At 38.9% G+C, this 26940-nt stretch carries 21 protein-coding genes; 14 read left to right on the forward strand and 7 right to left on the reverse strand.

The genetic code is table 11. The features are described from left to right. Positions 1 to 247: 247 nt before the first annotated feature. A complete protein-coding gene (locus KS419_RS06570) occupies positions 248 to 1468 on the forward strand; it encodes an IS110 family RNA-guided transposase (protein ID WP_246593679.1) in 1221 nt (406 codons plus the stop codon). A 314-nt stretch (positions 1469 to 1782) separates the two neighbouring features. On the opposite strand, the gene KS419_RS06575 is transcribed toward KS419_RS06570, so the two are convergent. From KS419_RS06575 to acsA, 4 genes are all read right to left on the reverse strand, one after another. Next, on the reverse strand, positions 1783 to 2055 hold the full coding sequence (locus KS419_RS06575) for a YokU family protein (protein WP_217065271.1): 273 nt from the start codon (positions 2053 to 2055) through the stop codon (positions 1783 to 1785). Between the two features lie 13 nt (positions 2056 to 2068). Then, entirely contained in the window at positions 2069 to 3475 is a 1407-nt protein-coding gene (gene kamA / locus KS419_RS06580) for a lysine 2,3-aminomutase (RefSeq protein WP_217065272.1), read from the reverse strand. 218 nt (positions 3476 to 3693) lie between these two features. Then, positions 3694 to 5103, reverse strand: coding sequence for a sigma-54 interaction domain-containing protein (locus tag KS419_RS06585; protein WP_246593692.1), 1410 nt, complete (start codon positions 5101 to 5103; stop codon positions 3694 to 3696). 331 nt (positions 5104 to 5434) lie between these two features. After that, positions 5435 to 7147 (reverse strand): acetate--CoA ligase, encoded by a 1713-nt coding sequence (gene acsA, locus KS419_RS06590; protein WP_246593691.1) that lies wholly within the window; start codon positions 7145 to 7147, stop codon positions 5435 to 5437. A 384-nt stretch (positions 7148 to 7531) separates the two neighbouring features. On the opposite strand from acsA, the gene KS419_RS06595 reads away from it, so the two are divergent. The 3 genes from KS419_RS06595 to KS419_RS06605 all read left to right on the forward strand — a co-directional run bounded on the left by KS419_RS06595 (position 7532) and on the right by KS419_RS06605 (position 10354). After that, positions 7532 to 7699, forward strand: coding sequence for a hypothetical protein (locus tag KS419_RS06595; RefSeq protein WP_217065274.1), 168 nt, complete (start codon positions 7532 to 7534; stop codon positions 7697 to 7699). Between the two features lie 18 nt (positions 7700 to 7717). Further along, positions 7718 to 9106 carry a class II fumarate hydratase gene (fumC, locus tag KS419_RS06600; RefSeq protein WP_217065275.1) on the forward strand — a complete coding sequence of 463 codons (1389 nt, stop codon included), beginning with the start codon at positions 7718 to 7720 and terminating at the stop codon, positions 9104 to 9106. Positions 9107 to 9430: 324 nt separating this feature from the next. Beyond that, the gene (locus KS419_RS06605; RefSeq protein WP_217065276.1) at positions 9431 to 10354 is read left to right on the forward strand and encodes a dipeptidase; all 924 of its coding nucleotides are present in this window, start codon (positions 9431 to 9433) and stop codon (positions 10352 to 10354) included. A gap of 412 nt (positions 10355 to 10766) precedes the next feature. Here KS419_RS06605 and KS419_RS06610 read toward each other — a convergent pair whose 3' ends face one another. Then, positions 10767 to 11273 carry a DUF1722 domain-containing protein gene (locus tag KS419_RS06610; RefSeq protein ID WP_217065277.1) on the reverse strand — a complete coding sequence of 169 codons (507 nt, stop codon included), beginning with the start codon at positions 11271 to 11273 and terminating at the stop codon, positions 10767 to 10769. 145 nt (positions 11274 to 11418) lie between these two features. Here KS419_RS06610 and msrA point away from each other — a divergent pair, with 145 nt between their 5' ends. Both msrA and msrB read left to right on the forward strand, forming a co-directional pair. Then, complete coding sequence (msrA, locus tag KS419_RS06615; RefSeq protein WP_217065278.1) at positions 11419 to 11955, forward strand: peptide-methionine (S)-S-oxide reductase MsrA; 537 nt, start codon at positions 11419 to 11421, stop codon at positions 11953 to 11955. Next, positions 11952 to 12383 carry a peptide-methionine (R)-S-oxide reductase MsrB gene (msrB, locus tag KS419_RS06620; RefSeq protein ID WP_217065279.1) on the forward strand — a complete coding sequence of 144 codons (432 nt, stop codon included), beginning with the start codon at positions 11952 to 11954 and terminating at the stop codon, positions 12381 to 12383. Before msrA ends, msrB begins: the two co-directional genes overlap by 4 nt. 124 nt (positions 12384 to 12507) lie before the next feature. On the opposite strand, the gene KS419_RS06625 is transcribed toward msrB, so the two are convergent. Then, on the reverse strand, positions 12508 to 14196 hold the full coding sequence (locus tag KS419_RS06625) for an ABC-ATPase domain-containing protein (protein WP_217065280.1): 1689 nt from the start codon (positions 14194 to 14196) through the stop codon (positions 12508 to 12510). A gap of 116 nt (positions 14197 to 14312) precedes the next feature. Between KS419_RS06625 and KS419_RS06630 the strand changes: the two genes are divergently transcribed. From KS419_RS06630 to odhB, 8 genes are all read left to right on the forward strand, one after another. After that, entirely contained in the window at positions 14313 to 14999 is a 687-nt protein-coding gene (locus KS419_RS06630) for a DUF4397 domain-containing protein (RefSeq protein WP_217065281.1), read from the forward strand. 144 nt (positions 15000 to 15143) lie between these two features. Next, positions 15144 to 16277 (forward strand): D-alanyl-D-alanine carboxypeptidase family protein, encoded by a 1134-nt coding sequence (locus tag KS419_RS06635; RefSeq protein ID WP_217065282.1) that lies wholly within the window; start codon positions 15144 to 15146, stop codon positions 16275 to 16277. 493 nt (positions 16278 to 16770) lie between these two features. Next, complete coding sequence (locus KS419_RS06640; RefSeq protein WP_217065283.1) at positions 16771 to 17949, forward strand: alpha/beta hydrolase; 1179 nt, start codon at positions 16771 to 16773, stop codon at positions 17947 to 17949. Positions 17950 to 17963: 14 nt separating this feature from the next. Then, a complete protein-coding gene (locus KS419_RS06645; protein ID WP_217065284.1) occupies positions 17964 to 18473 on the forward strand; it encodes a hypothetical protein in 510 nt (169 codons plus the stop codon). An 82-nt stretch (positions 18474 to 18555) separates the two neighbouring features. Further along, positions 18556 to 19716: an aminotransferase A gene (locus tag KS419_RS06650; protein ID WP_217065285.1), complete on the forward strand. Its 1161-nt coding sequence runs from the start codon at positions 18556 to 18558 to the stop codon at positions 19714 to 19716. Positions 19717 to 19751: 35 nt separating this feature from the next. Next, positions 19752 to 20468, forward strand: coding sequence for an SOS response-associated peptidase (locus KS419_RS06655; RefSeq protein ID WP_217065286.1), 717 nt, complete (start codon positions 19752 to 19754; stop codon positions 20466 to 20468). Positions 20469 to 21025: 557 nt separating this feature from the next. Then, positions 21026 to 23875: a 2-oxoglutarate dehydrogenase E1 component gene (locus KS419_RS06660; protein ID WP_217065287.1), complete on the forward strand. Its 2850-nt coding sequence runs from the start codon at positions 21026 to 21028 to the stop codon at positions 23873 to 23875. A gap of 2 nt (positions 23876 to 23877) precedes the next feature. After that, complete coding sequence (odhB, locus tag KS419_RS06665; RefSeq protein ID WP_217065288.1) at positions 23878 to 25146, forward strand: 2-oxoglutarate dehydrogenase complex dihydrolipoyllysine-residue succinyltransferase; 1269 nt, start codon at positions 23878 to 23880, stop codon at positions 25144 to 25146. Between the two features lie 326 nt (positions 25147 to 25472). Here the strand turns inward: odhB and KS419_RS06670 are convergent, their stop codons facing one another. Then, a complete protein-coding gene (locus KS419_RS06670) occupies positions 25473 to 26693 on the reverse strand; it encodes an IS110 family RNA-guided transposase (RefSeq protein ID WP_246593679.1) in 1221 nt (406 codons plus the stop codon). Between the last annotated feature and the right edge of the window lie 247 nt (positions 26694 to 26940).

Below are 26940 nucleotides of genomic sequence, written 5' to 3' on the forward strand. Positions count from 1 at the left end.
AAACATACTAACATTAGTAGTGCAGACCCTGGCCAGGGTTTGTGCTACTATTTTTTTATAGTAGAAGTGAAGTAAGGCCGACCAGCCTCTAGGACCATTTAAGAGTCCGTATTATAAACCGGCCGACTTCACACCCTTATTTGAATCAGTTTAGTATGTTGGGTCCTTAAGAGATCGAGTAAAAGAAAGTGGAATCGATAAGGCAATGTGAAGGCTTCTATGAATGGTAAGAGAAGGAGAAATGAACATGAAACATGTTCTAGCATTCGATGTTAGTATGGGGAAAAGTACAATGGTTATCTATAATCACTATAATAAATGTGAATATGAAGGCGAAATTACACATAATAAATCGTCCTTTAAAGCCTTGAATGAAAGGATTTGTGAAATCATTAAACGGGATGGTCAAGCACCTGAAATTGTATTTGAAGCATCAGGAGTGTATTCGAGACCATTAGAACAGTTTTTTCAAGCAGAAGGCTACACCTATCATAGAGTTAGCCCGTTAGAAGCGAATCTACAAACGGCTTCGATGCGTCGTCATAAGACAGATATAAGTGATGCTCATGGGCTTGCTAAATCTCATTTTCGAACAGAACGTTCTACGACATACCAGGAAGAAAACTACTATAAACAAATGCGCGCACTAACACGTTATTACGATGAACTAGATAGTGAAATTATAAGTCTATACAGTAGATTGCACGCTATTTTACAGCTTAGTTTTCCTGAATTAGAGCGTCTTTTTTCAAAACGTTCTGCTCTCTTTTTGAACGTCACTCAGCTTTTCCCACACCCAGATGAAGTATTGGCATGTTCTAAAACTGTAATACGAAATAAAATAAAAGGGAATACAAAAAAGAACATATCCCTTAAACGTGCAGAAGAAAAAGCAATAGAATTACTTCACGCAGCACAAGATTCCTATCCAGCAATATCAAAAGATGATGTTCGTTGTGACCAAATTCGGGATTATGCTATACGTATCACAGATCTTAAAGCGAAAAAAGACATGCTTATAAAACAGATGGTTGAACTTTCAAAAGATCGTATTGAGTATCAGGTATTACTTTCTTTTCCAGGGATTGGAGAGGTGACTGCTGTAAGACTAATTGGAGAACTAGGGGATCTACAACGCTTCCAGAACCATAAACAATTGAATGCATATGTTGGAATTGATATCATGCGTTATCAATCTGGTAATACATTTTATAAAGATAAAATAAATAAACGAGGAAATAACAAATTACGAAAACTATTGTACTACATGGTTCAATCGATGATTAAACTTCGTAAGAAGTCCAACAATCATATTGTAGAGTATTATGACAAATTAAAAACGCAACCTCAAGGCAAACCCCATAAAGTTGCGTCAATTGCATGTGTGAATAAGTTCTTGAAAGTGGCCTTTCATCTAATCACACACAACATCACCTATGATTACAATACAGCATCCATCTGTTCGTAATCAGTTATTTACACTATAACATAGATGACCTTTCGAAAAAACATAACTCGTCAGGTCTATTTGTCATTTCCAAAATGTTTTTTTGGGTGGGAGTGGTACCCCTCCCACCCAAAAAATAGTTATTAATTAATAAAAACACTTGACTGTAGGTAAGAAAGAGGCAGGGACATAACTAAAGTGTTTAATTGAAAATCCTAACAATTTAAAACGATGTATATTTCCGGAGCTAATGATTGCATCAACTATCATTTCGGTTTGGATTACTCATTGATTAAAACACTTTTGTCCCAGTCTCATTTATTTCAAACGTCTCCTTAAAACTTAAAATAATTCTTCTTTAATAGTTTTGGCTGATCCATTAGTTGGTGGTACGAAAATACATCCGGAAGTTTGTTTGTATCAATCAACATCATCTGATCTTCGATTTCATCAATTATATCCTCTTGAATATAAATCATTTCACAAGAAGGACAGTGGATAGAAGGGACATGAGTCATTTCCACAGCACGACTTCCATCTGGAAGTTCCCAGTATGCTTTTTCAAGGGACTTAGTTGCTTCTTGTGAGTGGCACCATTTGCAATTCATCAACACACCTCCATTAAGCTTGACCTTTCTTTCTATCAGATGCAAAACGCTCCTGTTCCTTTTTCCATTTTCTTTCCTTCATCTTATCCCGTTTATCCCGTAAATCTTTTAATGATTTGTGGGACTGGTCTTCCTGATAACTTTTACGACGGTCAAGACGGTTTAAACCTTCAGGAACTAAATTGAATTTGTCATCATTCATTAAAGCAGAGATGCCAACCCGTTTTTCCGATTTCTTTTCATAATAGGAATAAAAGTACTCATCTGCTGTTCCAGGTGTATAGTTTTTCGGTTCAGGGTAGGAGGTTATTACTCCTTCAAAGTTTCTTAAGACCACTTTTTCATGGCTTTGTGAAATGAGATAGTTAGGCTGGAGAGTAATCTTCCCACCCCCTCCCGGTGCATCGACGACAAATGCAGGTACGGCATATCCTGATGTATGCCCCCTTAATCCTTCAATAATTTCTAACCCTTTGGAAACAGGTGCCCGGAAATGTCCAATTCCTTCTGATAGATCACACTGATAAATGTAGTATGGGCGGACACGAATTTTAACGAGATCATGCATTAATTTTTTCATAATTTCCACACTGTCATTAATTCCTGCGAGAATAACAGCCTGATTGCCTAATGGGACACCAGCATCAGCTAACATTTCACATGCTTTTTTAGATTCTTCTGTAATTTCTAGAGAAGTGTTAAAGTGTGTATTTAACCAAACGGGGTGATACTTCTTTAAAATGTTGCAAAGATTTTCAGTTATTCGTTGTGGGAAAACAACAGGCGCCCTCGTTCCGATTCTGATAATATCCAAATGATCTATTTCCCTAAGGTTTTTTAATACATATTCAAGTATCTGGTCATTAATGAGTAATCCGTCACCACCGGAAATAAGAACATCCCTTACTTCTGGATGATCAGCAATATATTGAATAGCACCATCCAGTTGTTTTTTTGGAACTCCCATACCAATTTGACCGGAAAACCGTCGTCTTGTACAGTATCGGCAATACATGGAACACTGGTTTGTCACAAGGAATAACACCCTGTCTGGATAGCGGTGAGTTAAACCTGGAACAGGGGAATCTTCATCCTCTGACAGTGGATCTTCCAAATCGTATTTTGTCTTCTCAATTTCCTTTGAAATGGGTACGGACTGCATTCTAATGGGGCACCTTGGATCATCAGGATGCATTAAGGATGCATAATAAGGTGTTATATTCAAGGGGATTGTCTGTGTGGAGATGCGAACCCCTTCTTCTTCCTCGGGAGTTAAGTTTACGACTTTCTTTAAATCATCTAGTGTACGGATTGTATTTGTTAATTGCCACATCCAGTCGTTCCATTTTTCTTCGGGCACATCTTTCCAAAGTTCTATTTCTTTCCAGTGACGCTCAGGTTTGTATAAATCCATCTTCATTCCAGTTCCTCCTTCAAGTTAGCGATTCTCACTTTATTAAATATGCAAGAACCATGCCAACTTTAGCAAAATCCTAATATTAAAGAAAACGTCACGTCCTGAGGCAATCCCCATAGTAGGAGCAACTCATTGTCTATTCAAGGGCTGCGTTGTTCGTCACAAGAGAAAGACAGTTTAGAACTTCCATATTATAAAAATAAGTGCTGAATTTTCAGCACTTAGTGTTTAATCTTATATTTACCAATCTTATACTGTAACGTTTGTCGGGGGATCTGTAACCGTTTAGCTGCTTGTTTGATATTTCCCTTACTATGATCTAATTCTTTTAGGATTAATTGCTTTTCAATATGTGATAATGTTTCCTTTAGACCACACTGTTCCATGTTTGAATTAAGGCCAGGAATTTTATTTTCAGTTGGTGACGCTTTCCTTTTACAAACTTCTTCCGGTAAGTCTTCAAGCGTGATGTACTCCCCATCTAAAAAATTCATAGCAGACTCAATGCAATGTTCCAGTTCCCGGATATTACCTGGCCACTCATAGTTTTTTATAGCTGCCATTGCCTTGTGAGCAACACCTTTGATTGATTTATGGAATTGATGATTGTAGTTTCGGATAAAAAGATGGACGAGATCCTCAATATCACCATCCCTTTCCCTCAATGGGGGAAGGTGGATGGATACGACGTTTAAACGATAGTATAAATCCTTTCGTAGCGTTTCCTTTTGAAGTAATACCTCAGGTGTTTCATTAGTAGCGACGATCACACGAACATTTGTTTTAAAACTTGTTGTTGCCCCAACCCTCCGAACAACTCCATCTTCTAAAACTCGTAATAATTTTGCCTGTAGATCGTAAGGGAGAGTATGTATTTCATCAAGGAAGAGCGTTCCTCCATGGGCTAATTCGAATAATCCTTCCCTGTTATCGGAACCTGTAAATGTTCCTTTTTTTGTTCCAAATATCATACTTTCCAGAAGGGAAGGGGGAATTGCAGCACAGTTTTGTGAGATAAATGGTCCATGGGAACGGGGGGAGGCATGATGAATGCTCTGAACTAACAGTTCCTTCCCTGTTCCAGTCTCCCCGTACACAAAAACGGGTGACGAAGTTTGTGCAATCTTCTTTGCTTTTTCCATGAGTTTCAACATCTTAGAGTCTTTCGTATAAATGTCGTTAAACTGGTAGATTGCTTGATTATCTTCCACTGTTAAGGCTTTATTTTTCCGACGGTCTATTCTAGTCTGAAGATCTAGAAGCTTATTAGAAAGGTCTTTAATCCTGGAATAATCTTTGGCAATTTCCACAGCACCGACAATATTTCCCTTTACGATGATGGGGATGGTTGTGTTGACAGTGTCGATCATTTTCCCACGTAAATTCCGGTATGTCTGTTGTTGGTTGTAAATAGGTTTTCCCGATTCAATAACTTTAAGCATCGTACTTGTTTGCGGTGAGAGAGATGGAAAGACATCTAAAAGTGGTTTACCAATAACCTCTTCACTTGTAAGACCATCATGATCAGCAGCGATCTGATTATAATATATCGTTCTCCCTTTATGATCGATGACATGAATCCCTTCATCAATACTTCGTAAAATAGCTTTTAACATTTCCTTCGTATCCATATCTGATGCGAACAAACCATATCCCCCCCACTGAGTGCCGTGCCGAAAAACAGTCTTTATGCCGGAAATTCGGCACATTAAACTTATTGGCCAAGTTAAAGGCAAATGTTTATTATTAAAATAATTTTACGAATTTGCGTCTGTATCTTCCGTCCCAAGGAAAGGGAGTTAAAGTTTACTAGAATCGCACACAAAATAGTAACATAGCCAATTTAATAATACTCATACAGAAAGATTCCCGCAACAACATCTATCTTTTCGAAGCCCCATTTTCCTGTGAAAAGAGAAGGAGGGCATCCCCTTAAGTGTTAAGGGATACCCTCTCACATTTTTAGTCTTCCATCGTGGACAAGTCTCCTGCTGGTTCATTTAATTCCCATGCTTTCAATACCCGGCGCATTATCTTTCCACTTCTGGTTTTCGGAAGCTTTTCTTTATACTCAATTTCTCGAGGGACAGCGTGTGCCGATAATTCTGTTTTAATAAATGCCTGAATTTCCTTTTTAAGTTCTTCACTGTATTCGTATCCATTCCTTAAGGAAATAAATGCTTTAATTATATGTCCCCTGACCTCATCTGGTTTTCCGATTACGCCCGCTTCGGCAACAGCAGGATGTTCCACGAGTTTACTTTCTATTTCAAATGGACCTACCCGTTCTCCTGCGGTGTTGATGACGTCATCGTTTCTCCCTTGAAACCAAAAATAACCATCTTCATCCCGATAAGCGGTGTCTCCGGATACATACCATCCGGAGATGGCGAAATACTCCTGATACTTTTTTTCATTTTTCCAAATTTTCCTCATCATTGAAGGCCATCCTGTTCTGACTGCTAAATGCCCCATTTCATAAGCTGGCAGTTCCTCCCCGTTGTCATTAATGATTGCCGCTTCAATTCCAGGGAGTGGTTTTCCCATGGAACCTGGTTTAATAGGTTCAGAAGGATAATTGCAAATAAGCATTGCTCCGGTTTCTGTCATCCACCATGTATCATGAATACGGTGACTGAATGTCTCATATCCCCAGCGGACAACTTCAGGGTTTAAAGGTTCACCAACACTGAGAACATGTCGGACGGATGAAAGATCATATTTCTTTATAATGGTAGGATCTGCCGCCATTAACATTCGGAAAGCGGTAGGGGCACTGTACCAGACGGTTACCTTATTTTTCTCAAGTGTACTGTACCAATCATCTGGTGAAAAACGCCCTCCCCGGACGACATTAGTTACGCCGTTTAACCAAGGACTGAAGATTCCATAAGACGTGCCGGTGACCCATCCTGGATCCGCGGTACACCAATAAACATCGTCCTCTTTCAGATCCAGAACCCATTTACCAGTTTGATAGTGTTGTAGCATGGCATTGTGAACATGATAAACTCCTTTTGGTTTTCCAGTGGAACCTGAAGTGTAATGTAGAATTAATCCATCTTCTAAGTTCACCCATTCCTTTGCAGAATCATCGGTTGGAGACGTTTTCATTTTTTCGTAGTACGATACGAAACCAGAATCTTCAGGAACGTTATCCCCTACGAGAATGATTGTTTCTAAGTTAGGTAATTCATCCCTCGGAACTCGGGCTACTAGTTCAGGGGTTGTGACCAATACTTTTGCTTCACTATCTTCTAACCGGCTTTTTACTGCATCCTTCATAAATGCTTCAAAAAGTGGGCCCACAACGGCACCGATTTTGACAGCACCTAAAAGGGAAACATATAATTCCGGTGTTCTTGGCATAAAGATGAAAACACGGTCTCCCTTTTGAACAGAAAGGTTTTTAAACATATGTGCAGCTTGATTTGTGAGTTTTTTCAATTCCTGAAAGGTAAAGGATTCCTGTCTATTGGAATCGGAATAGAGAAGCGCAACTTTTTCTCCTCGTCCCTCATCCACATGTCTGTCAATCACTTCATGAGCCATATTGACTTTCCCTGTTCTCGACCAAGAAAATACATTTTTTACTGTTTCCCAATCAAATGATTCCCTCGTTTTCACGTAATCCTCTAAATGATAGTTGCCAGTCTTTGGTTTTAATACGTCCAAAAGAAACACCTCCATAATAATACATGTAAGTTCATCATATACCCAATATTCTGAAAGTTCAAATTAAAAGATGTGTTGATATAAATCAATCCAATAACCCTTTCTAGAGAGTATTCTAATACGGGTTTCATTTATGATTGAAAAATATTCTGTTCATGGGATACATCAACTATTAGCATTATTCATTTTTAATAATATGAAGGAATACAATGAATTACTTCCCTTTAGATTTTGTTTTTGGACATAAAAAATTAGTTGCAGGGATTTGCTACTCCCCTAGCGTATCTATTACAGGAGGGAAGTGTAAACAGTACAGTAGAGGTGTTTTGGTTACATAAAATGATAATCTTTGAACTAATTCTATTAGGAAAGGGGAAAGTGAACGTGGAAAACCTGTTATTTATCATTGTGGCAATTATTGGAATCGTGCTTTTGGTGAAAGTTGTAAGTAAAATTGTCAAATTTGTTATAGGAATCGCCCTTATTGTATTAATTATCTATGTGGTGAGTTCCCAATTGGATCTTGCCCTAGCCAGTCTTTATTCATTATAGTTGCAAGGAGGTAAGCCTATGAAAACAAGGATTGAAAAAGATACGCTTGGAGAAGTGAAAGTCCCTGCAGACAAATGGTGGGGGGCACAAACACAACGAAGTTTGGAAAACTTCAAAATTGGTACTGAAAAAATGCCTTTAGAAGTGGTGGAAGCCTTTACGGTGTTAAAAGAGGCAGCGGCAAAAGCAAACGTAAAATTAGGAAAACTTGAAGAAGAAAAGGGGAAAATGATCGAGAAAGTTTGTCAGGATTTGAGAAAAGATGGGAAGTATGAGCATTTTCCATTAGTGGTTTGGCAAACGGGAAGTGGAACTCAGTCTAATATGAACATGAACGAGGTGGTGGCCCACCAAGGAAATCAACTGTTTCACCAATTAGGTGAAAAAATGAGGATTCATCCAAATGATGATGTGAACCGGTCCCAGAGTTCAAACGACACGTTTCCTACAGCAATGCATATTGCCGCTTTAAAGGCAGTTCATGAACGTTTACTCCCTTCATTAAGACGTTTGAAGGAAAGCTTACGAGTGAAAAAAGAGGCATATGAAAATGTGATAAAAATTGGCCGAACCCATTTACAGGATGCCACACCATTGACATTAGGACAGGAAATCAGCGGTTGGGAGCATATGTTGGAAAAATGTGAAGAGATGATTGTGAATTCCTCAGAGCAACTTAGATATTTGGCTATCGGAGGAACTGCAGTGGGTACAGGGATCAATTCCCATCCGAAGTTTGGGGAGACGGCAGCAGAAGAAATTTCTGAAATTACAAACTTGACTTTTTACACATCCCCCAATAAATTTCATTCGTTAACGAGCCATGATGAAATTACATTTGTCCATGGGGCAATAAAAGCCCTTGCTGCAGATTTAATGAAAATATCCAATGATGTTCGCTGGTTGGCAAGTGGACCGAGATCGGGAATAGGAGAAATATCCATTCCTGCCAACGAACCTGGAAGTTCCATAATGCCGGGGAAAGTAAACCCTACTCAAAGTGAAGCATTAACGATGGTTGTAACTCAAGTGTTTGGTAATGATGCCACCATTGGCTTTGCATCAAGTCAGGGAAATTTCGAATTGAATGTTTTTAAACCAGTTATCATATATAACTTCTTACAGTCTGTGAGATTGTTAACGGATGGAATGGATTCCTTTAATGATAAGTGTATTGTAGGTCTGGAGGCAAATCTGGAAGTTATTGAGGAACATGTGAAAAATTCCTTGATGCTCGTTACTGCATTAAACCCTTACATAGGTTATGAAAAGGCTGCTGAAATTGCGAAAAAAGCATTTACAGATCAGACTACATTAAAAGAGTCAGCAATAACTTTAGGTTATTTAACAGAGGCCGAATTTGAAAAGTACGTTAATCCGGAAAAGATGGTTGGTCCAACAGATTAGTTTTGAAAAACTCTGTGACACTTGTAAGTCCATTGAAAAAGTATCTTACAACTTTTTCAGTTCCTTTTTTTATTTGGCAATGGATCCGCTCGTCGCTCGCCTGATAGGAGAAAACCGCTCCTATCAGGCTTTTTAAAGATTGTGACGGCTACGCTCATTGCCCTCATACATGTCATCGTGTTTTTTTAATGGTAATTTATAAGTTTATCATATTACGGGTATGTCTAGCTCCATCGCTTACTCCCTTGTGCTTTTCTTGTACGTTAGACAGGTTTGGAAGTTATATGTAATACTGGATAGGATAAATAGAAAGGGGGAAGAATCATGCAAATTATTGATTTGCACTGTGATGCCTTATTAAAACTATGGGAAGATAAAACAAGGTCGTTTACAGATCATCCTAGTATTGAAACAAATGTCACACGACTTCAGATGGGTAATGTGAAAGTACAGCTTTTTGCCATTTTTATTGAACCTGACTTTCCCAGTGATTTAAAATTTCAAATTGCCTTAGAGCAAGCGGACTTATTCCATAGTGAAGTAGTAGGGAAGCATCCGAACATAAAAAAAATTGAGAATTGGAATGACATCCGTTCCCTGAGGGATGGAGAAACGGGAGCTATGTTAACATTGGAGGGAGCAGATGCCTTTGGAAACGACTTAACAAAGTTACGAACTCTTTACCAACTGGGCGTGAAGTCATTAGGGTTGACGTGGAATAATGCTAATCTTTGCGCAGATGGTGCAGGGGAACCACGGGGTGGTGGACTTACGGAACTTGGTTTCGAAATCGTTCGTCTGAATAATGAAAACCGGGTTTGGACGGATGTATCCCATCTGGCAGAGGCTGGATTCTGGGATGTTATTCGAACAGCAAAATACCCCATTGCATCCCATTCCAACTCGAGAACGATCTGTGATCACAAACGTAATTTAACGGATGAGCAGGCTCAAGCATTATTTCAGAAAAATGGCTTTATTGGATTAGTATTTAATCCACCGTTCATTACAGGGGGGGAGCAGGCAACCATTGATGATCTCTTAAAGCATGTGGAACATTTCTGTGAATTGGGTGGCGTGGATCATATTGCGTTAGGTTCGGATTTTGACGGAATCATGTTTTATATGAATGACTTAGAACATGCAGGTAAGTATCCTAATCTGATCAACGCTTTATTGAAACAATATTCAGAAAAGGAAGTAAGGGGATTTGCATTTGAAAATGTATTAAAGAGACTCCCAGAGTAACAGACGAGGCCACTGAAAAAGTGGTTTTAAACTTTTTCAGTTCCTTCTTAACGCTACGGGGCACTTCGAAAGTGACAACTGAAGTCAAAGAGCGGACTTCAAGTTGTCATTCCTCCACTGCCCTACGCTCGTGACTATAGGCGCTTGCGCTTTTCTTAAAAGGTAAGAAAGGATAAATTTTTGCACCTTCGGGCAAGTTGTCCAGCTCCAGCGCCTACTCGCTACGGGGCACTTCGGAAGTGACAACAGAAGTCAAAGAGCGGACTTCAAGTTGTCATTCCTCCACTGCCCTACGCTCGTGACTATAGGCGCTTGCGCTTTTCTTATTTGTATGACATGACTTCGAGGGACTGTAAAAGTGGAAAAGCACCACTTTTACAGTCCCTCGAACTAAGGTTCATGTGTATCTCCTTCAGAATTCCTCCCACTCCCGCAGATTCTCCCCACTCCCTTCTTCAAAGAATCTCTTTGACACAATTATTTCTTTCTCTTTCAAAATAACCCTATTCCAGTTCCCCTTTGGAAGAAAAAGTGTTGAATTCTCTAAATACGGCGTTTCATACTGGTCGAGTAAATAGACTATATAACCAAGAAGTTTGTTCACTTCTTTTGGAAAATAGTTGTACTGTGTTGTGTTGCACTGCTTCAGGTTGTTCAGTAAGGAAAAAAAATGTTCCTTTTCTTCTGGGGAAGCATCCAATTTAAAATAACCCCAAAGGTGCTCTGTCGTTGTTATTACACCATTGTGATTAAAGGGTTTTCTTTTGATTTCTTTTATTCTTTGAAATAAGAGGTAATAATCTTTGTCTGTATCGGCTTGGCGAAACAGGGCTTGAATCTCTTTATAATAATTGTAACCTTTCATCATTAACTCATATTTGTTTTTGGCCCAAAGTTTTTCCATTATTATTTTTGTCATTGTAACCTCCCTTCTATGATTATACTAATAATGGTAACTAAATACACAGAACCAATCTGGACGATATCCAAAGAGAGCATCAGATTTATGGAAAAATAGATTCCCGTGTTATAATCGTGGAAAACTTGGATTGGAGGCGAAGACTTTGGAAAAGAATCTCAAAAAAGCAACGTTTGCCGGAGGATGTTTCTGGTGTATGGTATCTCCATTCGATGAACAGCCTGGAATTCACCGAGTTCTATCAGGTTATACTGGGGGACATAAAGAAAATCCAACCTATGAAGAAGTGTGTAGTGAAACAACCGGTCATCTTGAGGCCGTGGAGATTACCTTTGATCCTGAAGTTTTTCCTTATGAACGCTTATTACAGTTGTTTTGGTCACAAATTGATCCAACAGATCCTGGAGGACAATTTCATGACCGCGGGGAATCGTATACTACGGCCATTTTTGTCCATGATGAAAACCAAAGGGAATTAGCGGAACGGTCGAAAGAAGAATTATCAAAGAGCGGGCTTTTTCAGAAGCCGATTGTCACACCAATTCGGGAAGCATCAATCTTTTATCCTGCAGAGGATTACCATCAGCATTATTATAAGAAGAATCCACTTCATTATAAAATGTACAAAAAGGGGAGTGGAAGGGCTGATTTTATCACACAGCATTGGGGGGATAGTCAATGAGTAAAGAAGAGTTGAAAAGGAAACTGACGGAGATTCAATATGAAATAACTCAGAATAACGGAACCGAACAGCCTTTTAATAATGAATACTGGGATTTTTTTGAAGATGGAATATACGTGGACGTTGTATCCGGGGAAGTCCTATTCAGTTCCATAGATAAATTTGATTCCAGTTGCGGGTGGCCAAGTTTTACAAAACCTATTAAAGAGGATCAAATTGTGGAAAAAAACGATTTAAGTCACTTTATGGTCAGAACGGAAGTCCGAAGTAAAGAAGGGGATTCCCATTTAGGACATGTTTTTAACGATGGGCCAAAACCAACCGGTCTCCGCTACTGTATTAATTCTGCTGCTCTCAGATTTATTCCAAAGGATTCCCTGGAAACAGAGGGTTATGGTGAGTATAAATCACTGTTTGATAGTAAGTGATAGGAGAATAGTAAAAGGGAAGGTCTGTATAAACTGGTGACCTTCCCTTTTCTACTGCTTTATTATCTTTTTTAGAAACTAGCCAAGTAGCCTCGTGATCTCAGTCATGTCATGGGTTGTTAAACTAGTATCGTATTCGGTTGATGGCTGCAGCTACTTCGTTTATACGGGGTAATGCCAAGTCCCCTGGATGTTGTCCCTTATAAGGGGAAATGGCATCAAGTCCATCCACTTCCATTTGTTTGTATAATCGATTAATGGATTCCATAATCGTCAATGACCCATCCGTTTCCTGCATAAGAATTTTGAGCATATACCCTATGGCTCTTGTCTGGCTTGAATCAATTAACTGTTCTACACCATGTAACTGTATTTGGTCACGGCCAATTAAGATCGTATTTAACCCTTTACTGTCCACCTTCTCTTTCCTGTCTAACTTTTGGAGAAGTTTTCTCCGGTGAAGGGCACGTTCCTGTATCAGACCGAACTCTCCTCCTGTCTCAGGAATTGAACGTTCCCTTGAAACTTCCATTGCGATTTTTTTCGCTTCTTCTGTCCGGTCATATGGCTTATATTCGTCCATCATGATGACATGGTCAGCCACATCAAAGTAGTCTCCAGAACCTCCGATGACCAAAATAGATGATATATTCTTTTCCGTATACAATTGTTGAACTCGATCGATAAAGGGAGTAATAGGTTCTTTATCCTTTTTCACCAGTTTTTGCATTCTACCGTCCCGGATCATAAAATTAGTGGCACTTGTATCCTCGTCTATCAGTAATAATCGGGAATTCATTTCAAGGGCCTCCATTATATTTGCCGCTTGAGATGTACTTCCACTGGCATCCTCGGTGGAAAACTTCATTGTATTTTTATTAAATGGTAGATTGGAAATAAAAGGGGATATATCCACTTCATGGACACTGCGACCGTCCTCAGAACGAATTTTCATGGCAGTTTCATCTGTAAGAACATATTCCCTTCCGTCACCTAGGCAGTGATTGTACACTCCCCGCTCTATTGCCTGAAGGACTGTACTTTTCCCATGAAAACCTCCACCGACAATAAGGGTAATCCCTTTCCGGATGCCCATACCCGTAATTTCTCGGCCATCGGAAAGTGGTATCGTTATTTCAAATTCCTTTGGGGATTTAAATGGGATGACGTTATTTTTCCTTAATGGACGTTGACTAATCCCACTTTCCCTCGGAAGTATAGAATGGTTTGCTATGAAAGAAATGATTCCATTTTTCATGAGGAAATGGCGAATGGTCTGTTGATCGTCTGCTAAGCGAATCGTTTCTTTAAGTTCCTGAGGATTGTAATTGGTTATCCCTTGTTGAATAACCTTTGGAATATAATCGCATAACAGTTTATCTGCTTCCTTTCCAAGTATCGTTCTTCCCCTTGCTGGCAGACCTACGGACAATCGGAATTCGATTCCCTTTTCAGAGAGTTTCACTGCCGATCGTTTCAATATCGCCTGTCCTGATGCATCGATAAAGACACGTCCACTTTTACCCGTTCCTTTTACAGAATTCTGAACCTTGCCAAGGTGTTGTGCTACTCCCTTCCCAAAGAAGTTTTCTACGGCTATTTTTCTATGAGCAGTAGAAAAATGTTCTCCGTTCAGGTCGGTCTTTTCAAGGGGGATAAAGACACGTATTCTGGATGGACTGGCAAATGGATCTCCTTGAACATAATCAATAAATAGGGTATAAAACGCTCCTGAGTAATTCCCTTGTATGGACTTGAATCCTTTGTATCCTTTTCCATCTAACTGCTCCAGTTTTTGTTTTAATTTTTTCATAGATAATCCCCTTTCTAATTTCTTCATCCAAATACCTGTATTCTAAGAGAAGAATATTTACCTGTAACTTGGATAGTATAACGATGTAAAAATTGAAATTACAGGAGTTGGTAAAGATGAAGAAAATCTTGTATTCCATAGTAAGTATACTAAGTTTACTATCCATTTTCATGCAGTTCGATCAAGTGTATGCAAACCAAGGAGAAGTAAATCTCCGTTTTTTAAATGCTTCAGTGGACTCAAGTTCACAACGAGTGGATGTATATATTAATAAAGAAAAGAACTTCAGTAATATTAGTTTCAAGGAAGTAAGTAGATTTATTCAAGTTTCCGATGGGAAGTTGAAGATCAAAGTTTATCCGGAAGGAGCCGATCCTAAAAAAGAAAAACCCCTTCTTTCAGAAAAGGTAAAGGTTAAAAAAGGTGAGTCATATACTATTTCTCTCATAGGTGAAAAGAGGGAGATGGAAATACTTCTTCTGACAGATGACAGGATCACAAAGGAGGATAAATCTAAACTGAGAATTGTTCATTTTTCTCCTGATACACCTTCTGTTAATATCTTTGGAAACGGGAACGAAGTAATAACCAATCTTGAATTTGGTGAAATCAGTGCTTATGGGGAGTTAGAGCCCACAACATTAGATCTGGAATTCCGGATTGGAGATCAGGGGGAAGTCTTATATAAAATCCCTAATTTGGAATTGGAAGCTGGTGTTAATTACTCTATTTTTGCCTTAGGCTCCTTGGAAGGAGAACCAGGATTTGATGTATTAATTACACAGGACACTGTTACAGAATAATGATTTTTCCTTTATGGGGGAGTTGGTGGAAGAAACTACCACTCCCTTTCATTGTTTTGTAATGATATGGTTAACAAAAGTTGCTTGTTTGAGGATATGAGAATGATTTTTTAAAATAGAATGAAAGAATGTGGGTGATGGAGAATGGGCAATCTTTTAGTAAAACAAAGTTTATTGATCTTATTTCTTTTAATATTTGTCAATTATAAAGTGTCGGAAACATTTGCAAATGAATCCGCTCCTGACATTATCAGTGAATCCTATATTTTGATAGACAGCAATACAGGAAAAGTCTTACTCCAGGAAAATGCCCATCAGCTAATGTACCCTGCAAGTATTACAAAAATAATTACCGCAATAATAGTAATCGAAACCCGTGATCTTGATGAAGTGGTTGAAGTCAGTTGGGATGCGGTGAGAGCAATTGGAACAAGGGTATACTTATTAGAAGGGGAAAAGATTACGCTACGTCAACTATTGCACGGTCTCATGGTAAGCTCAGGGAATGACGCTGCGATAGCGATTGCAGAACATATTGATGGATCAGTTGAGGCTTTTGCGGAACGGATGAATGATTTCGTGGAAACTCGAATTGGAGTTCAGCGATCAAACTTTAAGAATCCACATGGTCTGTTTGAAGAAGAGCATATGACAACGGCTTCCGATATGGCGAAAATTAGTGCTTATGCAATGAAAAATGATTTTTTTCGTGAACTAGTCAGTACGGAATACTATGATTGGGTAGGGGAAGGTTGGGAAACAAGGATTTATAATCACCATCCCCTCACAAGACATTATGAAGATATAATCGGAATCAAGAACGGATTTGTCCAACGTTCTGGAACAACGTTATCAACAGCAGCAAAAAGGGGAGAAACGGAGTTAATTACCGTAACTTTGAAAGCACCGTCAAGATACTTTGCGCAGGAAGACACACTCGCTTTATTAGAATATGGCTTTCAAAACTATGAGACACAATGGGTAACTTTTGAAAAGGAACCATTAAGATATGACTTTGTTTATCCAGAGAAAATCCCAGTCACTACAGAAATCGGGGAGAGTGTAAACTATACGATTTCAAGCAATGGGATTGTTACCATTTCAAGTGATGCAGGGAAAATATTAAAAGAGTTTCAGTTACAGGAAAGAAAACCTGTCTTGTCTCCTGTGTTACTGGATAAATCGATATTAGATCAGGGACAAAATGATTCGGATAACAAAAAGTTTTCTTGGTTGGATTGGTTGTTCGTTACGGGAATTCCATTAGTATATCGTTAGAAAGATCGGAAAAAAATCGTGGGGGTTGTCTTAACTGCAATAGTTAAGACAACCTTTTTACTCATTCTTTGCATTGTCTTCTTTGCCACGACGGATACACTGCAAATTCATGCTTTTAGATTTGAGGAAGAGGCAGTGACTTTCGCCCGTGAGCCCAGGCGATTACGCTTTTCTTGGAAGAAAAATATTTATAAGTTTTGGCACCTTCGGGCAAGTTGTCTAGCTCCACCGCCTACTCGCTGCGGGGCACTTCGGAAGTGACAACCGAAGTCAAAGAGCGGACTTCTAGTTGTCATTCCTCCACTGCCCTACGCTCGTGACCATAGGCGCTTGCGCTTTTCTTATGGGTATCAGTCATGTTTAAAGGAATGATAATTAAGGGAATCAGTATCGAATAAGATAACAATTATATATACATATATGGATAACGTTTTTATCTATGTCAGATTATAATATAGAATTCATAGGTTTCTTGGCATGAGGTGGTATGTTAATGATCAGGTTAAAAGGACTTTTCAAGAATCTGTTTTTATTTGGATCTTTATTAATTGGAATTTTATTAATTTTAATTGCTGTTTCAATGTATTTGTGGCAAACAACAGATGAAGGGAGATTGCCGGCAAAAACAGCAGTTATTCTCCATGCGATTAACAATAACCTCGTACCGTTGGATATTAACATCCAAGTTCCGAAAATTGTTTCAGGTGGCAGTGGGAGCGGTGGGAGTCCTTTGTTGAGGGAGGATCTTTATATTCCCGTACAAGGAGAAGTGCAAATTCCGTTAAGAATCTACCGTCCACAAGGAGAAGGGCCATTCCCCATCCTTATGTATTATCATGGAGGAGCCTTTTTAGAAGGATTTGGTGATATTAACACCCATGATAATATCATTCGTTCCCTCGCAGCGAGAACGAATAGCGTGGTGATAGCGACCGGATACAGATTAGCGCCTGAATACACCTTCCCAACCGCAGTGGAAGATAGTTATGCAGCAATCCTGTGGGCTGTCGAACATGCAGACACATTTAATGGGGATACAGAAAGAATAAGTGTGGCAGGAGACAGTTCTGGTGGGAACTTGGCAACGGCAATGACTCTTATGAGTCGTGACCGAAATGGTCCTGAATTGATTTCCCAAGTGTTAATGTATCCTTTAACAACCTTTCAGGATGTCCCTTTGGAATCCAGGGATATTTATGACAGTGGTTATTATTTATTATCGAGATCCGTGATGTATCGTGCCAGAGATTTATATACTCCGGATGAGTGGATGTGGTTTAGTCCCTATTCTTCCCCATTGCAGGCAGAAGATTTAAGTGGGTTACCACCGGCATTAATTATCACGGCAGAATTTGATCCGCTAAGGGATGAGGGGGAAGCTTATGCTGAACGATTGGCAGAGTTTGGTGTTCCTGTTCAGGGATCCCGTTATCGGGGAGTGATGCACGGTTTTATCTCCCTCTATGAGATAATGAAAACTGGACAATATGGTTTACAGGAAGCAACGACTTTCCTTCGTCAATCAAACCAAGGAACTTTGCAAACTACTTCTCCGTATCAATTACAGATAAAACAAACTCCTCAAGGGTTTGATCGGGTAAGGGATGAAACAGAAGCATTTGCAATTGCGGCATATTTATTAGGGAGGTCTGGTGCGAACTTTTTCCGATAGGAGAGTGATGCAGGATGAAGAACAAAATACCAATGCTCATTTCAATAATTTCCATTTTACAAGTCGTTATAGTAAGCGTATTCGCAATTTACTATTGGTATATTATGGAACATTGGGGTTACAATGAGCGATTTTTTTTAGATATCATTTCAGATAGCGCTTACCTTTTATTAATTGTTGTATCCATCGGCTTACTTTGGAAGAAACCTTGGGGCTGGTGGCTTGGAATGATTGTTTATTTCAAGCTGGCCTTTGCAGGAGTTCTTTCCATTGTTTTTGCAATTGTCAATATCCTATCAGGTAACATATTGGAACCACTGAATTTTCAGTTCTTTCTTTATGATTTCCTTGCAGTCTCCATTTTTGTCATTGTTGTTGGAATACTGTCATTGCCTTCCATCAGAAACTTTTATTCCGTTTCCTATCCTAAAGGAGTCTTGTTTTTTTTCGTTGGAATAGGTGGAATTATTTTATATGTGTTATATTTTATAATAATGCTTGTCAGTATAAACGCTTTTTTATAAAACCTTTTGTTTATTTTTAACCCGGAGTAAAAAGGTGTTTTTGACAATAATCTACTAGTGAGGAAAGAAGGTTTCTTAAGCTATGGAAAATTTAATAAACCCCAATGTGAGAAGTATTGAAATATCAGGAATTCGTCAATTTTTTAATCGTGTGGCAAAGTATCCTGATGCCGTTCAATTAACATTAGGACAACCTGACTTCTACACACCTAAACATATAAAAGAGGCAGCAAAAGATGCTATTGATGGAAATGAAACTACATATACAGCGAATGCAGGTACTCCTGCCTTATTAATGGCTGCAAGTCAGTTTGTTCAGAAAAAATATGGATTAACTTACGATCCCTCCAGTGAAATACTTACAACAATCGGTGCTTCTCAGGCAATTGATGTGGCAATGAGAACGATTTTGGAACCTGGTTCGGAAGTTATTTTACCAGGCCCTGTTTATCCGGCCTACGCCCCAATTATTACGTTGTGTGGTGCTATACCTGTTTATGTGGATACGAGAGATACTGATTTTGTGATAACAGTAGATCAAATCAAAGCACACCGGACACCGAGAACAAAAGCAGTTATTTTACCTTACCCGTCCAATCCCACAGGCGCCGTATTATCGAAAGAACAGGGTAAAGCATTGGCAGACTATTTGATGAATGAATCGATGTTTGTGATATCCGATGAAATTTATTCAGAGCTGAATTATGACGGGGATCACGTATCCATTGCCCAATTTGATCGGATGAAGGAAAAGACGATTGTTATTAACGGGCTCTCAAAATCCCACTCCATGACTGGATGGAGAATAGGTTTTGCCTTTGCCCCAGCCAATTTAATGAAACACATGTTGAAAGTTCATCAATATAATGTCAGTTGTGCCTCCTCTATCTCTCAAGCGGCCGCCCTGGAAGCATTGGAAAATGGGATGGAGGACCCTGTTGAAATGAAACAGGAGTATGTTAAAAGAAGGGATTATGTCGTAGACCGCCTAGAAAATATTGGGATTCCAACTGGACGTCCGTCTGGTGCATTCTACGTTTTTCCGGATATTTCAGCATCGAAACTATCCTCATTTGATTTTTCAGTGAAACTTTTAGAGGAAGAGCAACTGGCAGTAGTTCCAGGGGATGCTTTTTCCTATTTAGGTGAGGGGTTCGTTCGTCTGTCTTATGCTTATAAAATGGAGCAATTAGCAGAAGCACTAAATCGTTTAGAGATATTTTGGAAAAGAACGGTAAAATAGAGAACATCATTCCGCGTAAGGAGAGTGAAGTTACGATGTGTGGACGATTTACACTCTATGCAGATCCAGACTTTCTCGAAGAGTACTTTGATTTGGAAAACGGAGAAGACCTTATCTGGGAACCTCGATATAATATAGCACCTGGTCAAGACATCCTTGCTCTCGTGCAAGGAAGAACCGGTCTTCGTGCAGGGAGGATGAGGTGGGGTCTTATTCCATCCTGGGCAAAGGATGAAAAAATAGGATACAAAATGATTAATGCACGTTCGGAAACAATTCATGAAAAACCATCTTTCCGATCCATAGTTAACCGGCGACACTGCCTTATAGTCGCAAATGGTTTCTATGAATGGAAAAAAGAGGGTGGCAAAAAGCAACCGTATTTCATCCATCTTTCCAGCGGAGAACCGATTGTCATGGCAGGATTGTGGGATCGCTGGATTTCCAGTACCGGCACAGAAGTGGTAAGCTGTACTATTCTGACAACAGAAGCGAACGATTTCATGAGAAAACTCCATCACCGTATGCCAGTTATTTTGGATAGGGAGAAGGGGGGAGCGTGGCTCCGCCTTTCTTCTTTAAGTAGATCTTCTTCCAGCGGTACCAGGAAAACAGAGGCAGAATCAAATTTTACTAGTTTTAAGAAGAAGTATTTCCGAGCATTGGCAACCAATGTCTTGGATGCTTATCAGGTTTCCACTTTTGTAAATAATGCTAAAAATGAATCACAAGTGTGTCTGGAAAGAATCTAATCATTTATGGATTCTCACTAATAATAATAGTATTCTAAATTTTCTGAGTATAATAATTATAACTCCCATTCTAGAAAATCTTTATAATATTTTTGTTCGAACATGACATCTTCGACTTATCTGCAAAATAAAATTAAAACACTCTATACTTTGGGAAAACACCCCTTAACTGAAAATACCCATTACATAATGAAGTTGGGATAAGTCTTGGTATTGTAAGGAAATTTCACAAGCTTAAAAAGTTAGGAATAGATGAATACAGAATAAAAGAAGATGATTAGGACAAGTTTTACAAGGGAATATAAAAATTTGGGTGCAAAATTGGGAAAATAAAGAATAATATCTTTGAGGAATATTTCTTATAGTGATAAAATATCAATGGAAACGTTTTTACTTCACAGATAGTGAAAAATAAACCGAACTAAAAACCGTTAACCAAATTCATAGCAAGCCGTTTATCCAATGTTACATTCAAACACTAATTCTAACCCAATCAAATCAAAAAAACTAGGAAGAACAGTTTGTGCTTCTTGATTACAATGGAGGTTTTTAATGAAATGAGTATTAATGGAATTCGTTTCGACGAAGGATGGAAACAATTTTATGGTCCAAACCTCGGATATATGCTTGAGGTTTATGAGACATATTTAGAAGACAGGGATTCTGTAGACGAGGATATCCAATATTTTTTTCAAAAATGGGGTCCTCCGCCAGTAGAAGATCAAGAGAAGAAAGATTCTTACGTCCATACTACTGCCTCTGTTCCATCATCAAAGCAGATGTATACAGTTGCAAATGCCATTAAACTTGCGGATTCAATTCGCAGGAATGGTCACCGGTTAGCAAACATATCTCCTGTGGAAGCAAGAAAAAAAGAAGATATTTTTGCCATCGAAAAATTTGATTTGACAGAAGAGGATTTGAAAAGTATCCCAAGGGAATTTTTATCTCCTGATGCTCCCGAATTTGTGGGAAATGGGCTAGATGCGATTAATCATTTGCGAAAAGTATATACAGATACGATGGCATTTGAATTTAAGCAAGTTCATGATATTGATGAGAGAAACTGGCTAATAAAAATGGTGGAATCGGGAGAGTATCGTCCTCACTTTTCTCCAGAAAAGAAGAAGCAATTACTTGAACAGTTAAATAAGGTGGAGGCTTTTGAACATTTTCTTCATAAGACATTTGTGGGACAAAAGAGGTTTTCCATTGAAGGTTTGGACTCCATGGTACCAATGCTTGATGACATCGTTCGGGAATCAGTGGAGGATGGAACGGAAAAAATACTGATTGGAATGGCCCATCGAGGTCGGTTGAATGTATTGGCACATGTTCTTGGAAAACCGTATGAAATGATATTTTCCGAATTTCACGATGCACCGAACAAGGATTTGGTTCCTTCTGAAGGGTCAGTTGGAATTAACTATGGTTGGACGGGTGATGTGAAGTATCATCTTGGTGCAGACCGTGAAATTAAAGAAAATACAGTTAATGCCACTATATCCCTTGCCAATAATCCCAGTCATTTAGAATTTGTTAATCCTGTAGTAGAAGGATTCGCAAGGGCAGCGCAAGATAACCGGAAAAAGCCAGGTTATCCTGTTCAAAATAAAAATAAAGCGATGCCGATCTTAATCCATGGGGATGCAGCTTTTCCAGGTCAGGGGGTCGTCGCGGAAACATTGAATTTAGGGAAGCTAAAAGGATATACCACTGGTGGTACAGTACACATTATTGCGAATAATATGATCGGCTTTACAACGGTGAGTTCCGACTCAAGGTCAACCAGTTATGCAAGTGACTTGGCAAAGGGATTTGAAATTCCAGTTATTCATGTGAATGCAGATGATCCAGAGGCCTGTCTTGCAGTCATTCACCTCGCTTACCAATATCGGAGAAAATACAATAAAGATGTTGTTATAGACCTCATTGGTTATCGTAGATTCGGACACAATGAAATGGATGAACCCCTTTCTACACAGCCTAGATTATATAAACGGATTAAACAGCACGATACGGCATTTATGATATACGGTAATAAGCTGGCAGACGAAAATCTCATTTCAAAGGAAACTTTAACATTGATGCGTGAGGAGTTTCTTAAAGAACTAGAATCACAGTTTGAGAAAATCAAATCAAAAAAACGGGAAAAAATAGATGAAGTGATGCAGCCGCCAACTTATGTGGAAACCAATTTGGAGGGAATGGAAACGAAAGTATCTCATGATCTCTTAAAAAGAATCAATAAGGAGTTACTTCAATTCCCGGAAAGTTTTAATGTTTTTCCTAAGCTAGAGAAAATATTAAAGAGACGTACAGGAGTTTTTGAAAAGGACGGATATATCGATTGGGCATTAGCAGAAACTCTTGCATTGGCAAGTATTGTACATGAGGGGACACCGATTCGGTTAACTGGTCAGGATACAGAACGGGGGACTTTTTCCCAGCGTCATTTAGTGTTACATGATCATGAGACGGATGAAATGTATTCGCCGATACATGCTATGGAATCTGCCAATGCATCCTTTGCCATCTATAATAGTCCATTATCAGAAATGGCATGTGTTGGTTTTGAGTACGGTTATAATGTGCATGCACCGGAGACGTTAACGATTTGGGAAGCACAATATGGAGATTTTTCCAATGGAGCACAAGTCATCTTCGACCAGTTTATCTCAGGAGGTCGTGCGAAGTGGGGGCAAAAATCCGGTCTAGTACTCCTTTTACCACATGGATATGAAGGTCAAGGTCCGGAACACTCCAGCGGTCGTTTAGAACGATTTTTACAACTTGCTGCAGAAAATAACTGGCATGTTGCAAATTTAACAAAGTCCAGTCAGTACTTTCATATTTTAAGAAGACAGGCAAAACTGTTAGGAAAAGATGAAGTTCGTCCGCTCGTAATCATGAGTCCGAAAAGCTTGTTAAGAAACGTGACTGTTGCCTCACCACCAACAGATTTTGCGGAAGGGAAATTTCATCCAGTTCTCTTACAAAAAGGGCTCGGAAATAATCCTGACACTGTGGAGAGGATCGTATTATGTTCAGGAAAAATAGCGGTAGAAATAGAGGAAGTTATTGAAAAAGAAAATTATCCAGATTGGATTCAAGTAGTCAGGGTGGAGGAATTATATCCATTCCCGGCAAAAGAAATCTCCAAGATCAAACGTGAACACACAAATGCAAAGGAATGGGTATGGGTCCAGGAAGAACCAATGAATATGGGGGCATGGCATTACGTATACCCATATTTAAAGGAGTTTGCAAGTGAAGGGATGGAAGTGAAATATATTGGACGTCCACGCCGTTCCAGTACAGCGGAAGGTGATCCAAAAGCTCACAAGAAAGAACAAGAACGTATTATCCGGACGGCTATAAGCAGCGAAAACGAAGGGAGAGATTAACCATGATTGAAATAAAAGTTCCAGAACTAGCAGAATCTGTTACCGAAGGGACCGTAGCCCAGTGGTTGAAAAAACCAGGGGATTATGTGGAAAAAGGGGAAGATTTGGTAGAACTAGAAACAGATAAAGTAAATGTGGAAATTGCAGCTGATGAAGCTGGGGTTTTAACAGAAACGTTTGGTGAGCCTGGTGATACGGTTAAAGTGGGAGATATTATTGCGAAAATAGATCAGAGCGGTAAGAATGGGGAATCTGCTGCCTCTCATAACACTTCAGAGGAAAAAGAAAAACAGCCGGATAAAGGAACCGCCGAACCTGTCACAGAAACAAAAACGGAAAAAAATGTAACTTCAGACGAACAGCACAAGCAAAGTCGTCCTGTTGCTACTCCTTCTGCCCGAAAGTTGGCGAGGGAAAAGGGAATCGATTTATCAGCAATTTCTCCAAGAGATCCATTAGGACGTGTAAGAAAAGAAGATATACTTGAGCATGATGGAAAAGGGAAAGAAGTTTCAGCTCCATTAAAATCACAAGAGACAGGGAAACAGGAACCAAAGGACAATCCTATGAAGCCGGTGGAACGGATTCGAATGTCAAGAAGACGTCAAACGATTGCCAAAAGGTTAGTGGAAGCACAGCAGACGGCAGCAATGCTTACTACCTTTAATGAAGTGGATATGACGAATTTAATGGATCTCAGAAAGCGAAGAAAAGATAAATTTTTCGAAACAAACGGTGTTAAATTAGGTTTTATGTCATTTTTCACAAAAGCAGTTATTGGAGCACTAAGGAAATATCCTTATGTAAACGCTGAAATACAAGGGGATGAAATAGTATTAAAGAAATTTTATGATATCGGTGTAGCTGTATCAACAGAAGATGGACTCGTTGTTCCTGTTGTTAGGGATGCGGACCGGTTAGATTTTGCTGGAATTGAAAAAGAAATCGGTAATTTGGCAGAAAAGGCACATCAAAAGAAGTTAGCATTAAATGATCTAACAGGTGGATCCTTTACGATTACGAATGGAGGGGTATTCGGTTCCTTATGGTCCACTCCGATTCTAAATACACCTCAAGTGGGTATTCTCGGTATGCATAAAATTCAAATGAGACCTGTTGCCATCGACGAGGAACGCTTTGAAAACCGTCCGATGATGTATATTGCCCTTTCCTATGACCATCGGATCATTGATGGAAAGGATGCTGTTGGTTTCCTCGTAAAGGTGAAAGAACTGATTGAAGATCCAGAGTCACTGTTATTAGAAGGATAGTAACTATCATAGATTGAAAATTGAAAAAGGCTGGGACATAACTAAAGTGTTTAATTGAAAATCCGAACAAAATACAACGATAGCGAAGTATATTTCCGTAGCTAATGATTGCATCAATTATCAGTTCGTTCGGGTTTTTCATTGATTAAAACACTTTTGTCCCAGCCTCTTTCTTACCTACAGTCAAGTGTTTTTATTAATTAATAACTATTTTTTGGGTGGGAGGGGTACCACTCCCACCCAAAAAAACATTTTGGAAATGACAAATAGACCTGACGAGTTATGTTTTTTCGAAAGGTCATCTATGTTATAGTGTAAATAACTGATTACGAACAGATGGATGCTGTATTGTAATCATAGGTGATGTTGTGTGTGATTAGATGAAAGGCCACTTTCAAGAACTTATTCACACATGCAATTGACGCAACTTTATGGGGTTTGCCTTGAGGTTGCGTTTTTAATTTGTCATAATACTCTACAATATGATTGTTGGACTTCTTACGAAGTTTAATCATCGATTGAACCATGTAGTACAATAGTTTTCGTAATTTGTTATTTCCTCGTTTATTTATTTTATCTTTATAAAATGTATTACCAGATTGATAACGCATGATATCAATTCCAACATATGCATTCAATTGTTTATGGTTCTGGAAGCGTTGTAGATCCCCTAGTTCTCCAATTAGTCTTACAGCAGTCACCTCTCCAATCCCTGGAAAAGAAAGTAATACCTGATACTCAATACGATCTTTTGAAAGTTCAACCATCTGTTTTATAAGCATGTCTTTTTTCGCTTTAAGATCTGTGATACGTATAGCATAATCCCGAATTTGGTCACAACGAACATCATCTTTTGATATTGCTGGATAGGAATCTTGTGCTGCGTGAAGTAATTCTATTGCTTTTTCTTCTGCACGTTTAAGGGATATGTTCTTTTTTGTATTCCCTTTTATTTTATTTCGTATTACAGTTTTAGAACATGCCAATACTTCATCTGGGTGTGGGAAAAGCTGAGTGACGTTCAAAAAGAGAGCAGAACGTTTTGAAAAAAGACGCTCTAATTCAGGAAAACTAAGCTGTAAAATAGCGTGCAATCTACTGTATAGACTTATAATTTCACTATCTAGTTCATCGTAATAACGTGTTAGTGCGCGCATTTGTTTATAGTAGTTTTCTTCCTGGTATGTCGTAGAACGTTCTGTTCGAAAATGAGATTTAGCAAGCCCATGAGCATCACTTATATCTGTCTTATGACGACGCATCGAAGCCGTTTGTAGATTCGCTTCTAACGGGCTAACTCTATGATAGGTGTAGCCTTCTGCTTGAAAAAACTGTTCTAATGGTCTCGAATACACTCCTGATGCTTCAAATACAATTTCAGGTGCTTGACCATCCCGTTTAATGATTTCACAAATCCTTTCATTCAAGGCTTTAAAGGACGATTTATTATGTGTAATTTCGCCTTCATATTCACATTTATTATAGTGATTATAGATAACCATTGTACTTTTCCCCATACTAACATCGAATGCTAGAACATGTTTCATGTTCATTTCTCCTTCTCTTACCATTCATAGAAGCCTTCACATTGCCTTATCGATTCCACTTTCTTTTACTCGATCTCTTAAGGACCCAACATACTAAACTGATTCAAATAAGGGTGTGAAGTCGGCCGGTTTATAATACGGACTCTTAAATGGTCCTAGAGGCTGGTCGGCCTTACTTCACTTCTACTATAAAAAAATAGTAGCACAAACCCTGGCCAGGGTCTGCACTACTAATGTTAGTATGTTT

Origin of the sequence: Evansella tamaricis, from assembly GCF_019042215.1 — a bacterium.
GTDB classification, from domain to species: Bacteria; Bacillota; Bacilli; order Bacillales; family Salisediminibacteriaceae; genus Evansella; species Evansella tamaricis.

Bases quoted from the DNA above. Each gene is read 5' to 3' on its own strand.
- KS419_RS06570 (WP_246593679.1), top strand. From the start codon at position 248: ATGAAACATGTTCTAGCATTCGATGTTAGTATGGGGAAAAGTACAATG.
- KS419_RS06575 (WP_217065271.1), bottom strand. From the start codon at position 2,055: ATGAATTGCAAATGGTGCCACTCACAAGAAGCAACTAAGTCCCTTGAA.
- kamA (WP_217065272.1), bottom strand. From the start codon at position 3,475: ATGAAGATGGATTTATACAAACCTGAGCGTCACTGGAAAGAAATAGAA.
- KS419_RS06585 (WP_246593692.1), bottom strand. From the start codon at position 5,103: ATGGATACGAAGGAAATGTTAAAAGCTATTTTACGAAGTATTGATGAA.
- fumC (WP_217065275.1), top strand. From the start codon at position 7,718: ATGAAAACAAGGATTGAAAAAGATACGCTTGGAGAAGTGAAAGTCCCT.
- KS419_RS06605 (WP_217065276.1), top strand. From the start codon at position 9,431: ATGCAAATTATTGATTTGCACTGTGATGCCTTATTAAAACTATGGGAA.
- KS419_RS06610 (WP_217065277.1), bottom strand. From the start codon at position 11,273: ATGACAAAAATAATAATGGAAAAACTTTGGGCCAAAAACAAATATGAG.
- msrB (WP_217065279.1), top strand. From the start codon at position 11,952: ATGAGTAAAGAAGAGTTGAAAAGGAAACTGACGGAGATTCAATATGAA.
- KS419_RS06625 (WP_217065280.1), bottom strand. From the start codon at position 14,196: ATGAAAAAATTAAAACAAAAACTGGAGCAGTTAGATGGAAAAGGATAC.
- KS419_RS06630 (WP_217065281.1), top strand. From the start codon at position 14,313: ATGAAGAAAATCTTGTATTCCATAGTAAGTATACTAAGTTTACTATCC.
- KS419_RS06635 (WP_217065282.1), top strand. From the start codon at position 15,144: ATGGGCAATCTTTTAGTAAAACAAAGTTTATTGATCTTATTTCTTTTA.
- KS419_RS06640 (WP_217065283.1), top strand. From the start codon at position 16,771: ATGATCAGGTTAAAAGGACTTTTCAAGAATCTGTTTTTATTTGGATCT.
- KS419_RS06645 (WP_217065284.1), top strand. From the start codon at position 17,964: ATGAAGAACAAAATACCAATGCTCATTTCAATAATTTCCATTTTACAA.
- KS419_RS06650 (WP_217065285.1), top strand. From the start codon at position 18,556: ATGGAAAATTTAATAAACCCCAATGTGAGAAGTATTGAAATATCAGGA.
- KS419_RS06655 (WP_217065286.1), top strand. From the start codon at position 19,752: ATGTGTGGACGATTTACACTCTATGCAGATCCAGACTTTCTCGAAGAG.
- KS419_RS06660 (WP_217065287.1), top strand. From the start codon at position 21,026: ATGAGTATTAATGGAATTCGTTTCGACGAAGGATGGAAACAATTTTAT.
- odhB (WP_217065288.1), top strand. From the start codon at position 23,878: ATGATTGAAATAAAAGTTCCAGAACTAGCAGAATCTGTTACCGAAGGG.
- KS419_RS06670 (WP_246593679.1), bottom strand. From the start codon at position 26,693: ATGAAACATGTTCTAGCATTCGATGTTAGTATGGGGAAAAGTACAATG.